The sequence below is a fragment of the Dyadobacter sp. CY312 genome (genome assembly GCF_021390535.1).
In the GTDB taxonomy this organism is placed as follows: Bacteria; Bacteroidota; Bacteroidia; order Cytophagales; family Spirosomataceae; genus Dyadobacter.
Window position 1 is genome coordinate 140185 of the sequence record NZ_JAJUXG010000003.1, and the last position, 13968, is coordinate 154152.

Consider the following 13968-nt stretch of genomic DNA (forward strand, 5'->3'; position numbering starts at 1 on the left):
GCTGAGCATGTGTGGCTATTTTGCTATGTATCTATTTAATAGCTCGTTATGCTTAACAAAATCATTCAATTTTCAGTTACTAACAAACTGGCGATTGGGATATTCATATTGCTGTGGATTGTCTACGGCACATATCAGGTCACCCAATTGCCCATCGATGCGGTTCCCGACATCACCAATAATCAGGTTCAGATCATCACTTCCGCACCCGCACTTGGCGCCGAGGATGTTGAAAGGCTGATCACCTTCCCCATTGAACAGGCGATCAGCAATATTCCTGGTTTACAGGAAAGCAGAAGCATGTCCCGCTTTGGGTTGTCGCTCATTACAATCGTGTTTGAAGACGAACATGACGTATACTGGGCAAGGCAACAGGTTACCGAACGACTTGCGCAGGTGGAGATCAATGAAAATGCGAGTATGCCGCAGCTCGCACCCGCCACTACTGGTCTTGGGGAGATTTACCAGTACGTGATCAAACCAAAAAAAGGCTACGAAACCAAGTATTCCCTTGCCGACCTTCGGACTACACAGGACTGGATCGTGCGAAGACAGCTCCTGGGAACTGCGGGTGTAGCCGATGTATCTACTTTTGGCGGCGACCTCAAACAGTATGAAGTGGCGGTAATGCCTTCGAATTTAAAGGCACTCAATCTTTCCATCAATGAAGTTTTCAATGCATTGAGCCGGAACAACCAAAATACAGGTGGGGCTTACATTGAAAAAGGACCTACCGTGATGTACATCCGGAGTGTCGGTCTCGCAGGTTCTATGGACGACATCCGTAACATCGTCGTCAAAACAAACGCCAACGGAACACCCGTTCTGATCAGCCATATTGCTGAGGTGAGGCTGGGCTCTGCCATACGATACGGAGCGCTGACCATGTCTGGAAAAGGGGAACTCTCCGGCGGAATTGTGATGATGCTGAAAGGCTCCAATTCGTCAGAAGTAATCAGGAATGTAAAACAACGGGTAGCCGAAATTCAGAAAACAATGCCGGAAGGTTTGGAAATAGAACCGTTTCTTGACCGTACCAAAATGGTCAACAACGCCATTGGGACGGTCGAGACCAACCTGATCGAAGGTGCGCTGATCGTTGTGCTTGTTTTGGTGCTTTTCCTTGGTAACCTCCGTGCGGGTTTAATAGTCGCGTCCGTCATTCCGTTGTCTATGCTTTTTGCAATTTCAATGATGAATCTCTTTGGCGTGAGTGGCAACCTGATGAGCCTTGGTGCGCTGGATTTCGGGCTGATTGTGGACGGAGCCGTTATTATTGTTGAAGCCATTTTACACCATCTTCATTTTTCAAAAAGATACGCAACCGTCGGTCAGATATCGCAGCAGGAAATGGATCGCGAGGTTTCAGGCTCGGCTTCACGCATGATGAACGCAGCCGTATTTGGCCAGATTATCATCCTGATCGTCTATTTGCCCATCCTTTCTCTTTCCGGAATTGAGGGAAAAATGTTCAAACCCATGGCGCAAACTGTTGCTTTCGCTGTATTGGGTGCTTTCATACTCTCGCTGACTTATGTACCCATGGTGAGCGCAATGTTCATCAGCAAGCGTATTTCACACAAACCGAATCTATCCGATCGTATCATGATGAAACTGGAAAACTTCTATTCCGGGGTTTTGTCCTCAGTGCTTCAATTCAAGAAAACACTGATTGCCTCCGCTTTCGCATTGTTTGCTGTTGCAGTTTTCATCTTCATGCAAATGGGCGGAGAATTTATTCCCCAGCTGGAAGAAGGCGACTTTGCAACCGAAACACGCCTGCTGGTGGGAACCAACCTAAGCACCACGATTGAGGCCTTCAACAAAATATCTGATAAGTTGAAATCGGACTATCCCGAGGTGGAAAAAGTCGTTTCAAGAATTGGAAGTGCTGAAATCCCTACGGATCCGATGCCTATTGAAGGAGGTGACATGATTATCGTTTTGAAGGATAAATCGGAATGGACAAGCGCTGAAACTTTCCCTGAACTCGCTGAAAAAATGGCAGCCACCGCACAGGAGATTGTCCCGGGCGTTACAACAGGATTTCAGTATCCTGTGCAAATGCGATTTAACGAACTCATGACCGGTGCCAAACAGGATGTTGTCTGTAAGATCTACGGAGAAGACCTTGACAAGCTTGCAAGCTATGCGGAAGCGCTTGGCGGCATATCTAAAACCGTAAAAGGAACAGCTGACTGGTATGTAGAAAAAGTAACTGGCATGCCACAGGTTGTGATTGATTTCAATCGAAGGGAAATAGCCAAGTACGGCTTGAACATTGATGATATAAACCGAACCATCAATGCTGCATTTGCCGGTGCAATCGCCGGTCAGGTGTACGAAGGAGAGAAACGGTTTGATCTGGTTGTCCGGGTAGGCAATAACGACAGAAAAAATCTTAACGATGTTCAAAAACTGCTTGTATCTACGCCAAGCGGGGTTCAGGTTCCGCTCTATCAATTGGCAACCATTAAAGAAACGGAAGGACCTAATCAGATTCAGAGGGAAAATACACGTCGCAGAATCATTGTGGGCTTCAATGTACGAGGGCGTGACGTACAGTCCATTGTTGAGGAATTGCAGCAGAAAGTGGAATCGAAAATCCGATTTGAAGCTGGCTATTCCATCACTTATGGCGGTGCGTTTGAGAATCTTCAACAGGCAAAAGACAGACTGGTGATTGCTGTTCCGGTTGCACTGCTTCTCATTTTTATCATGTTGTATTTTGCATTTTCTTCGGTCAGGGATGGCGTGTTGATTTACACTGCTATTCCATTATCCGCAATTGGCGGAGTATTTGCACTTGCCTTACGGGGAATGCCATTCAGCATTTCAGCCGGAGTCGGTTTTATTGCACTGTTTGGCGTGGCGGTTTTGAATGGGATCGTTTTGCTTTCAGAGTTCAACCGGCTAAAAAAGGAAGGCGTAATAAACAACGCATTACAACTGGTATTAACCGGCACTAAAAATCGGCTTCGTCCCGTCTTGATGACGGCAGCAGTAGCCTCACTGGGTTTTCTCCCCATGGCAATCAGCAATGGTGCAGGCGCAGAAGTCCAAAGGCCACTGGCTACGGTTGTGATCGGGGGATTAATCACCGCTACCCTATTGACCCTGTTTGTGTTACCCGCCTTGTATCTTTTGTTCGGTAGCGAAAAACCAAAGCCACTGACAAAGATCGTTGCTGTTGCATTGATTTTATTTTGCGTACAAAATGGCTATTCGCAGGCTAATGTTCCGGTTAATCTGGAAACTGCAATAAAAATTTCCCTTGAAAAAAACAGGTCAATTCAAAGTTCAAGGCTGAATGAAAAATCGGCTGAGCAATTACGGGGCAGCAGTTTCGATATTGCAAAAACCAGCATCACTGCAGATTATGGGAAAGTGAATAGTATTAATAATGATAACAGGATCGGCATTGGTCAGACTTTCAGTTTCCCGGCTGTTTATTCCAACCAGCACAAATTACTGAGAGCCGGTTTTGAGTTGACCCAGGCGCAAACGCGGCTAACTGAGCAGGAGGTAAAAAGTAACGTTCGTCAGTTGTTCTATACTTATGCGATATTGGTCGAGCGTCACAAATTACTGACTTACGCGGACAGCGTTTATACGCTGTTTGAATCCAAATCCAACCTACGCTTTACAAAAGGGGCAGCTAATATTCTTGAAAAAACGACTGCTGAGTCTCAGAGAATGCAGGTGCGTAATCAGTTGAATATGCTGACAAATGATATGAATGTGGTCGTTACACAGTTCAATTTTCTTTTGCAGGATGGTACCCGCTACATTCCGGATACCGAAGTCCCAAAGATCGCTCACTCACCAGCCGCTTTAGAATTAATTTCCTCTGTGGAGGGATTACCCGTCATAGAACTTGCTCAAAGCCAGCAGGAAATTTCCCGTTATCGGTGGCAGGTGGAAAAGTCCAGGATGCTCCCTGAATTTATCCTTGGTTATAACAATCAAAGTTTGATAGGAACACAACTGGTGAGCGGGCAAGAACGCTATTACAGTGGCTCCAAACGGTTCAGTTATGTAAGCGCAGGTTTTGCGGTTCCGTTGTTTTTTAAAGCGCAATCCGCAAAGATTTCCGCTGCAAAATTAGCCTGGCAAAAGGATCAGAAAGACAGTGAGCAAATTGAATTGCAGTTAAAAACTGAACTTTTAAACGCCGCGGAGCTGATTCGAAAATATCAAGAAAGTTTGCAGTATTTCGAGAAACAAGGCCTGCAAAATGCTGATATAATTCTTAGAACAGCTGATAAACAGTTTCAGGCAGGAGACATTGATTTCCTCCAATGGACGCTTTTGGTGCAACAATCTATCACTGTTAAAAATGAATACATCAGCAATCTGGACAATTACAACCAGGCGGTTATACAATTCCTAAAATTGAACAATTATTAAAAGAAAACCATTATGAAATCATATATCATTTCCTGTTTAAGCTTTATTTTATTAACGTCGTGCGAAACAAAACCTGACAATGAAACTTCGAACGCGGGCCAGCAGACAGATTCTGTCAACTCCAAACAAGTTGTTCATTTTTCAACAGCACAAATTAAGAATGCAGATGTAGAAACCGGGATTCCCTTATTGGAAAGTGTGAGCGAACATTTATCACTCCAGGGCAAAATTGACGTCCCTCCGCAAAGCACTATTAGCCTGAGTTTTCCCCTGGGAGGTTATCTTAAATCTACAAGAATGTTACCGGGAATGCGTGTGGGTAAAGGTCAGGTTTTGGCAGAACTGGAAGATATGCAGTTTATTCAGCTCCAACAGGATTACCTTACCGCAAAAGAAAAACTGTCGTTAAACGAAACGGAATATGAACGGCAGCGCGATCTCAACGCCAGCAAAGCGAGTAGTGACAGAGCTTTTCAGCAGGCAAAATCAGAAATGGAAACCCAGCGGATTCTTATGAGTGCGCTTGCTCAGAAACTGGAACTGATCGGAATAAATCCTGCCAAACTAACAGCTGGAAACATTCGTAAAAGTGTTTCCATTCTCTCTCCCATTAATGGTTTTGTATCGAAGGTAAATGTGAACGTAGGCAAGTACACAGCTCCTACCGATATGCTATTTGAGCTTGTTGATCCACGCGACATTCACTTGTCTCTAAACGTATTTGAAAAGGACCTCAGTTTGCTTTCAGTGGGACAAATTGTAACTGCCTATACCAATGCTGAACCTGCTAAAAAGTTTCAGGCCCGGATTATCCTGATTAGTAAAAATCTGGATCAGGACCGGATGGCAGAAGTACATTGTCATTTCGATAAATACAATGCATCTCTGGTACCGGGCATGTTTATGAATGGCGAAGTTTCAGTGACAAGTAACAAGGCACTCACTGTACCTGAAGATGCGGTTGTGAGATGGGAAAACAGACATTATGTTTTCATAGAAAAGGGCAGTGAAAATTACGAAATGCTGGAAATTCAGCCTGGGACAATTAGTAACGGCAAACAACAAATTGAGTCCGAAAAGATCAATAGTAATACAAAAATAGTTACAAAAAATGCTTACTCACTTTTGATGAAGATTAAAAACACGGAGGAAGAAGGTTGAAACAAATGGTATTTAATTCTTTAAGGGTTATGGTTAATAAAAATCATAACCCTTAAATTTTAAGTACAATCATTTAAAAATACCTAACCCGCTGTCCTTATACGCCACACAGAAATGTAAAAATAATTCTTCATAAAAGAGTGCTTAATATGCTAGGAGCAACTACTAATTCCGAAGAATTGATTTCCAACCCGGATTACGCATTAGCTCATGGTGCGAAATATCATTTTGCGTAATCCGGGTTTAACTGAAAACTAGTTGTAATCAATCAGAAAAACTCAATCGTATCATCTCGCCTGAATGAAATAAAACATTGCTAATTAAAATCTCCTGGTCAAAAATAGGATCATAACTATTCTGTAATACCTGGCTCATATACGCGGCATCATTTTTGTAACATATCTTCCAGAACCAAAAAAATCACGATCATGGAAAATATAAGTATGCCTGCGGATCACAAAGAAGTGAGATTCACCGATAAGTCGGGAAATACGCGGGAAGGAATATATCGCGATGTGTTAAAAGCTTTTGTTGAAACAGGTAAGGGAGGAGATCCGGAAGATATTTTAAACATGTACCCTGAAAATACGATCGTAGAGTGGGAATATATCCACCGAGAGAAAAATCCCAATGCGGATATAATGGTTATCCTATAATTGAAGCCTTTCGCTCTTCCTCAGTTTGGCACTACAGGTTTTAATTAGGCGAACTCCTTCGTAAAATAGTTTGTCACTATTTAATTCAAAAGTAACCCTATTATACAAATCAATATCATCTAAAATATAATAATGGTTACATGCTGATATTTTTTCATTTTATATATTTTCGGCAATTATTATCGTTGTTAAAATGCAATTAAAATAATTCACTAACTTATAAAATAAAAAATAAAAACTAATTTCGCATAAATAATAATCCACCAGGACAACTATAAAATGAAAAACAAGGCAATTAAATTTTTTACACCTCAGGAAAATTCTCCTGAGACTTCGAAAGCGAAATCCAAATCTAAGTCAGCACCAACTGGTTACATTTCTGCCACAGGTAAACTGGTATTCCCTACGGCAACACTTCAGGAACTTGGAATTGAAGGAGAATCTGTTCATTTCCAAATCGGAAGTCAGGAAGGTAAGAGAAAATTAAAATCTCTATATCTTGTACCTGCTAACGATCAGGATGGTACATTTGCTCTCGAAAAAAGTGGAAGAGGCTATGTGATACCTCTGGCGCTTATTTTGAAAAAAGGCGGTGTTGATTTTGAAAATACGAAATATACTTTTTCTGTTGAGCTATTCAATTATAGCGAAGGTGTGGTTGGTTACGAACTTACATTAATAAGTTCTGCTCCAAAACCTGAATATACAGGTAAGCCACGTGGACGCAAAAAAGCGCAGGTAACTGAGTAGATAATTGTGGAATAGCATAAAAAAAACGGTAAGTTCTGGATTTTCAGAGCTTACCGTTTTTTAGTTTTGCGGACCTGCTTTTATAAGTACTTTTGACTTATTAGTTTCCCCTCTGCCTGCCACGACTACGGCGCTCTTCCATTTCTTTCTTGTAAGTTTCCTGTTGCTCAGGAGTCAGAACTTTGGAGAGTTCTGTATTATAAGCTTCCATAGACGCTCTCATTTTTTCGCGGTCCGGTGCCTGGCTATTTCTCATTTCAGCCATTTGTTTCATGCGGTCAAGATTGAGGGCATATACTTGTTTTTGCTGATCCTCAGTCAGTTTCAAACTTTCGGTCAGTGATTTCGTTTGCGCCTCGGCTCTCTGCTCCGGTGTACGGTTGTCGTCCCGGCGCTGAGCGAATGAAGTGAAGCCAACAAATGTGAGCAAGAGTGCAATCAATACTTTTTTCATGGTTCTTTAAAGTTTAAATACCATGCTTAGAGTAAAACGCAGGCGTAAAGGTTTAATGCAACGGATTATTATTTTTCAATAGTTGCGTCTATGGGCTTTCTGTTTATAAATTCAAGCAGGGTACCACACAACATCCTTTTTCATACAGATTTCCAATTCACTGGTAAAACATTTTTATTGCCATCGCAATGACGATTGCACACGTATAGCTCATGAGCGTTCCTACCAAAACGTATTCCGACTTTTTGCTGATGTAAGCAGGGGGAACTTCTCCTGATGCATTTTTATCATTATACCTCAACAAGGATTTGGCAGCAATAAGAAAGCCGATTGCAGAAAACTGGCTTACAACCACAAAAACAAATATCAAAAGCCGCTCCGACATGCCAATCCAACGGCCGGCATTGGCAAGGTTGTCGTTTGCATCCGGCACAAGCTTATCCAATTCATCCCGCCATGGTCTGGTTAAAATCCCAACCAGAAACGAAATGGGCGAAAGGCACAATAACGCGCCGGCTAATTGCGCGAGCGTTTTAGGTGTGTATAACCACGTCTTAAATGTGTCGAGGCTGAGAGATATCGTACTTATTAATACAACGGCCGTCAATGCGATAGTAATGACATGAGCAACCTGATCAGCCACGAACCAGCCAGCGGTTCCTTTTTTATCGAATTTTATCTTGACCACGTCAATAATCCCATGGACCAATCCTATTGCAAGTGCTGGCAGAGGATTCGCCCATTGTCCAAGAAAAACGTAAGAGGCAATCACGACAACTCCCACATGCATGTATAGGTATTTAGACCTGTATGACTTTTCCTTCTTGTCAGCGACCCAATGTGAGGGTTGCCAATAAAAATCGGCAAGTACGTGAGCGAGCAAAAGCAAGAGAAAAGCTGTCATGGTTTGATGTATAGTGCTAGATGTTGGGGAAAAGTTGAAAGAAAGTGGTCAACTGCCCACCATTTGGAAGCCGAAAGTCGCTGACTTATAGCCGGCTGACTTACGGACAGTCGTTCAGAAATTTGGGTTACATTTTCATTTTGCAAAAGTGCTGCCACAACTTCACTCTGAGCCGGACTCCAATTCCCGATTATCGTTTCAAGAATATCCAGGGTAGCGCTCATGGGATCCGATGGAACGGACATGGCAATACCAATTCTTGCTTTTTGCTTTCTGATATTATCCGCCAAATGCCCCGACAGTCTGAAAGCCTCGCCATCGGAAGTACCGGCACGGTCGGTAAGCTCATTGCCGGACCCTATACCAATTGCGATTCGCAAATCTGTTTTGTCGGAATGTTTCCTCAGCAACACTCTTGCCAATACAGCCAGTCTCAACACGTTTTCAGGCGTTTTTAATACACATTGAAAGCTGTCTCCCCGGTAGATTTCCGGCTCCAAAATCCAGTCAAAATCGGGATTTTTTTTCAGGGAATCAATAAGCTCAGTGAGCCAGGATGTGGTTTCTTCTCTTGAAAACAGAGTAGAATTAACCATATCGGCAGTGAGCACAGCAACGTTTCTTTGCATGATAAATAAGCAAAACTCCTTATAACGATCAAATATAAGTCAAAAACCTTATATAATTAAATTATAAGCCATTTGACTTATAAATAATAAATATAAGCCAAATGACTTATGTCTATTCATGGTGAGAATTACAGTAATGAGAGCACCAAAGTTTTCCATTCTTCTTTCAGAGAACCTTTAAAAACCTCCACTCCTGCCCTACGATACCAATAACCTGCATTCCAGGTGTCACCTTCTACCCTGTGCAGATACGCATGAAGGTGATCATAATCCCTGGTACCTTCTCTGCTCTGTGCAATGTTGTGGGCTTCCTCCCAATCCCCCTTTCCGTCATACCATAGCGCTTTTAGCAAAACCGGCAGATCATCTGGCGGAGAATCCTGAGAAAGAGAATCGTTAAATTGTTCGTAGGTCATGATATTAAATTCAAAAAATCAGATCAAAATAAAGGGTCACAAGATGCGAAAAAACAAAGGAACATAAAAATTCCACGGGTCAATTGTATGTTCCGCCGAATGCTTTTACACGCCGCCTCTTTTTTTATTTTTCATCGTATATTGTAAGACTGATTCTTTTAATAAACCAACACCATATGCTTAAACGATTATCAACGTTAGTAGCTTTTCTGGGTGTGAGTGTACTGGCACAGGCACAGGAAACATTCCCGAGAAACGGAGCTTACGACGAACGCCCCGGACGCTACGCATTTACCAATGCCAACATTGTAGTGGATCCTAAAACCACAATCCTTAACGGAACCCTGCTCATCGAAAACGGAATGATCCGTGAAGTGAGCAAACAAGTAAAAATCCCAACCGGAACCGTAGTAATTGATCTGAAAGGGAAATACATCTACCCTTCCCTGATCGACCTGGATTCGGACTACGGAATGCCGGAAGTAAAAACAGAACGAAGAGCTGGTGGTGGCCGTCTTACACCACAATTGGAATCCAACAAAAAAGGAGCATTTGGCTGGAATCAGGCGATTCAACCGGAAAATGATGCAACTACTTTATTTGCACCAGACGCTAAAAAAGCAGAGGATCTTCGGAAAATAGGTTTCGGAACAGTACTCAGCCATTCGCACGACGGTATCGTAAGAGGTAGCGGAGCTCTGGTAACTTTAACAGACGAATCTCCAAACAAAGCGATTCTGAACGGTAAAGCTTCGTCGCATTTTTCTTTCAGCAAAGGTACTTCCAGCCAAACTTACCCGTCATCTGTAATGGGTGTGGTAGCTTTGCTTCGCCAGAACTACTATGATGCTGACTGGTATGCAAAGGGAGGAAATAAGCAAGAGAAAAACCTGTCTCTTGACGCATTCAACCAATTGAAAGGATTGCCTTCTTTCTTTGAAACAAATGACAAATACGCGCTTTTAAGAGCTGATAAAATCGGTGATGAGTTTGGCGTGCAATACATCATTCGCGGCGGAGGAGATGAATATCAACGTATTGACGAAGTGAAAGCTACAAAAGCTACGCTGATATTGCCACTTCAATATCCGGACGCATACGACGTGGCTGATCCATGGGATGCGGACCTGATCAGTCTGACGCAGTTGAAACACTGGGAACTTGCTCCTAAAAACACATCGGAAGTTGCCAAAGCTGCTATCCCTTTTGCATTGACAACAGCAGGTTTGAAGAGCAAAAACGATTTCTGGAAAAACATCAGAACCGCAATCGAATATGGTTTATCAAAAGAAAAAGCACTTGAAGCACTTACTACACTTCCCGCCAGCATCATTAAAGCGGACGGACAAGTGGGAAGCATTAAGGCTGGTTTGGTTGCCAATTTCCTGATCACTTCTACGGATCTGTTCAGCAAAGACAATGTCATTTACGAAAACTGGGTACAAGGCAAAAAGTTTGTTTTGGCTCCGTTGAATGCTCCTGATCTTCGCGGAACGTATTCGTTATCGATCAACAATCAGCAGACAGGCAAATTGCAAATCACTGGTTCTCCTGAAAAACCTGAGTACAAAGTGATTTTGCAGGACACTGTGAAAATTACGCCAAAGGCTGTTCTTACAAATGAGCTATTGACGCTGACTTACCAACCAGACAAAAAACGTCAGGAGAACATCCGTCTTACAGGCTGGCTTGCAGGGAACGGACTAAAAGGTGAAGGCGTGTTGCCAAATGGTAATGTTGTGCCATGGACAGCTACTTTTTCAGAGAAATTCACTGCGATTGCATCAAAAGATTCTGCTGCGAAAAAAACACCCGAAACAGGGAAAATCCTGTATCCGTTTGTTGGCTTCGGTAACGAAGAATTGCCAAAAGCCGAAACCGTTCTGATTAAAAACGCCACGGTATGGACCAACGAAAAAGAAGGTATCCTACAAAATACCGACGTACTGATTCAGAATGGCAAAATTGCCAAAATCGGCAAATCCTTGTCTGCTCCATCTGGTGCCAAAACTGTTGACGGAACAGGAAAACACCTTACCAACGGAATCATAGATGAGCACTCTCACATTGCACTTTTCTCAGTGAATGAAGGTGGACAAACCAGCTCGGCTGAGGTGAGAATGAGCGACGTTATCAACCCTGACGATGTAAACATTTATCGCCAGCTTGCAGGTGGTGTAACAACCTCTCACTTGTTGCACGGCTCTGCCAACTCCATCGGTGGACAAAGCGCGTTGATCAAACTGAAATGGGGAGTAAACCAGTCAGAAATGCTGATTCCGGAATCGAAAACCATCAAATTTGCTCTTGGAGAAAATGTGAAACAATCCAACTGGGGCGATGTGGCACGTGTCCGTTTCCCGCAAACCAGAATGGGTGTTGAACAGGTATTTTATGATCACTTCATCAGAGCAAAAGAATATGCTCAGGCCTGGAAAACTTTCAATACGAAGAAATCAGGTGTTGCTCCACGCAGAGATATTGAGCTGGATGCACTTGCAGAAATCATTGCAAACGAGCGGTTCATCACTTGTCACTCATACGTACAATCAGAAATTAACATGCTGATGAGCGTTGCTGATTCACTGAAATTCAAAATCAACACTTTCACCCACATTCTGGAAGGTTACAAACTGGCCGACAAAATGTCGAAAAGAGGCATTGGCGGTTCTACTTTCGCTGACTGGTGGGCTTACAAAATGGAAGTAAAGGAAGCGATTCCTTACAACGCGGCTCTGATGTATCACGAAGGTGTAACAGTAGCAATCAACTCGGATGATGCTGAAATGGCACGCAGACTGAATCAGGAAGCAGCCAAAACTGTGACCTACGGTGGTGTACCGGAAGAAGAAGCCTGGAAAATGGTAACGCTTAATCCTGCCAAATTACTTCATGTAGATGACAAACTCGGAAGTGTGAAAGCTGGTAAAGATGCGGATCTTGTACTTTGGAACGCAAACCCATTGTCAGTTTACGCGCGTCCTGAATTTACGATGATAGAGGGAACTGTTTATTTCGACCGTAAGAAGGATGAGGAAAAACAAAAAACGATCGCTATAGAACGTGAAAAACTGATCCAGAAAATGCTGAGCGACAAGGCAGACGGTAAGCCAACTCAGAAACCACAGGGTTCGCAGCCGCGCATGTGGCATTGTGAAGACATCGTAGGTGTTCACGCTGAACATGGAGAGGAGAAATAGCCGCCAGTATTCGGTCACACAGTAAATTTTTAAAAGAAATGAAAATAGAAAAAAATAACATATTTAACCGGGCTGTGTTTGCTGCGCTAATGGCTTTTTCATTACAGCATGCCCATGCACAAAACCCGGCTCCGGCATTACCTCAAACCAAACCGATCGTACTGACTGGCGCCACCATTCACACCGGTAATGGGCAGGTTATAGAAAACGGAGTTTTAGCATTTGACAAAGGCATCATTACGCAGGTTGGTCCTGCGGGTTCGGGAAACACAACCGGAGCTGAGGTAATCGATGTAAAAGGAAAGCACATTTTCCCGGGTATTATTTCCTTGAATACAACAGTTGGTATTCAGGAAATTGCTTCGGTACGTGCAACCCTGGATTTCAATGAAGTAGGCGACGTCAATCCGCACGTTCGTGCTTTGGTTGCCTACAATACCGATTCTGAGGTTATCCCTACACTGAGAGGAAACGGCATATTGCTTTCTCAGGCAGTACCTCAGGGCGGAATCGTTTCAGGTTCATCTTCGGTATTTTATACAGACGGATGGAACTGGGAAGATGCGGTTTTGAAAAAAGACGATGGTATCTGGCTTAACTGGCCTGCATTTTTGGCAAGAAGCTTCAACTTCGAAGACTTTTCTGTAACCATGAAAAGGAATGACAAACGTCAGGAAGTTCTGGACAAGTTCAATGCTGTTTTTGCTGATGCAAAGGCGTATGCTGACATCGCAAATCCATCACCAGTCAACCTTCGATTGGCGGCTATGAAGCCATTATTTGATGGTTCTACGAACCTTTATATCCGTGCTGATTATGCCAAAGACATTATCGAGGCTATCAAATTTGCAAAGGAAGCGGGAGTGAAAAAAGTGGTGATCGTTGGTGGAGATGAGTCCTACAAAGTAGCCGCATTCCTGAAAGAAAATCAGGTACCGGTTGTTTTAAACCCAACGCACAGATTGCCTGGGCGTGTGGATGAAAATGTTTATTTGCCATACGAATTGCCTGGTTTGCTTCACAAAGCAGGTGTTAAAGTTGCTGTTACCTACGCCGACGAATGGTGGAGAACACGTAACCTGGCGTTTCTTGCAGGTACATCTTCCGGCTTTGGAAATGTAACTTCTGACGAAGCACTGCAATTCATCACGAAAAACGCAGCTGAGATCATTGGTGCCGACAAGCTGATCGGAACTTTGGAGAAAGGCAAACACGCCTCGTTTCTTGTTTCAGAAGGAGACATTCTGGATATGCGCGGAAACGATATTTCCATGGTATTCATTAAAGGCGGAAAAGTGAATCTTGACGATAAACAAAAACGCCTTTACGAAAAGTACAAAGATAAATACGGTAAAAAGTAAGTACCAGTTTTGTTGAAACGCAAAAGG

10 protein-coding genes are annotated in these 13968 nt (G+C 43.1%); 6 read left to right on the forward strand and 4 right to left on the reverse strand.

Annotated features, from left to right (window positions below):
• The first annotated feature begins 48 nt into the window (after window positions 1-48).
• The 4 genes from LZG71_RS04765 (at window position 49) to LZG71_RS04780 (ending at window position 6977) form a co-directional block, all read left to right on the forward strand.
• A complete protein-coding gene (locus tag LZG71_RS04765; RefSeq protein WP_233817531.1) occupies window positions 49-4410 on the forward strand; it encodes a CusA/CzcA family heavy metal efflux RND transporter in 4362 nt (1453 codons plus the stop codon).
• Between the two features lie 12 nt (window positions 4411-4422).
• Window positions 4423-5571 carry an efflux RND transporter periplasmic adaptor subunit gene (locus LZG71_RS04770; protein ID WP_233817533.1) on the forward strand — a complete coding sequence of 383 codons (1149 nt, stop codon included), beginning with the start codon at window positions 4423-4425 and terminating at the stop codon, window positions 5569-5571.
• Window positions 5572-5999: 428 nt separating this feature from the next.
• On the forward strand, window positions 6000-6227 hold the full coding sequence (locus LZG71_RS04775) for a hypothetical protein (RefSeq protein ID WP_233817535.1): 228 nt from the start codon (window positions 6000-6002) through the stop codon (window positions 6225-6227).
• A 279-nt stretch (window positions 6228-6506) separates the two neighbouring features.
• Window positions 6507-6977 carry a hypothetical protein gene (locus LZG71_RS04780; RefSeq protein WP_233817537.1) on the forward strand — a complete coding sequence of 157 codons (471 nt, stop codon included), beginning with the start codon at window positions 6507-6509 and terminating at the stop codon, window positions 6975-6977.
• A gap of 100 nt (window positions 6978-7077) precedes the next feature.
• On the opposite strand, the gene LZG71_RS04785 is transcribed toward LZG71_RS04780, so the two are convergent.
• The 4 genes from LZG71_RS04785 to LZG71_RS04800 all read right to left on the reverse strand — a co-directional run bounded on the left by LZG71_RS04785 (window position 7078) and on the right by LZG71_RS04800 (window position 9380).
• Complete coding sequence (locus LZG71_RS04785; RefSeq protein WP_233817539.1) at window positions 7078-7431, reverse strand: DUF4890 domain-containing protein; 354 nt, start codon at window positions 7429-7431, stop codon at window positions 7078-7080.
• Between the two features lie 157 nt (window positions 7432-7588).
• The gene (locus tag LZG71_RS04790) at window positions 7589-8335 is read right to left on the reverse strand and encodes a DUF3307 domain-containing protein (RefSeq protein ID WP_233817541.1); all 747 of its coding nucleotides are present in this window, start codon (window positions 8333-8335) and stop codon (window positions 7589-7591) included.
• Entirely contained in the window at window positions 8332-8964 is a 633-nt protein-coding gene (locus LZG71_RS04795; RefSeq protein ID WP_233817543.1) for a SatD family protein, read from the reverse strand. Before LZG71_RS04795 ends, LZG71_RS04790 begins: the two co-directional genes overlap by 4 nt.
• A gap of 128 nt (window positions 8965-9092) precedes the next feature.
• Window positions 9093-9380 carry a hypothetical protein gene (locus LZG71_RS04800; RefSeq protein WP_233817545.1) on the reverse strand — a complete coding sequence of 96 codons (288 nt, stop codon included), beginning with the start codon at window positions 9378-9380 and terminating at the stop codon, window positions 9093-9095.
• 176 nt (window positions 9381-9556) lie between these two features.
• Here LZG71_RS04800 and LZG71_RS04805 point away from each other — a divergent pair, with 176 nt between their 5' ends.
• Window positions 9557-12580 (forward strand): amidohydrolase family protein, encoded by a 3024-nt coding sequence (locus LZG71_RS04805; protein ID WP_233817546.1) that lies wholly within the window; start codon window positions 9557-9559, stop codon window positions 12578-12580.
• An 89-nt stretch (window positions 12581-12669) separates the two neighbouring features.
• Complete coding sequence (locus LZG71_RS04810; RefSeq protein ID WP_233818336.1) at window positions 12670-13941, forward strand: amidohydrolase family protein; 1272 nt, start codon at window positions 12670-12672, stop codon at window positions 13939-13941.
• The last annotated feature ends 27 nt before the right edge of the window (window positions 13942-13968 follow it).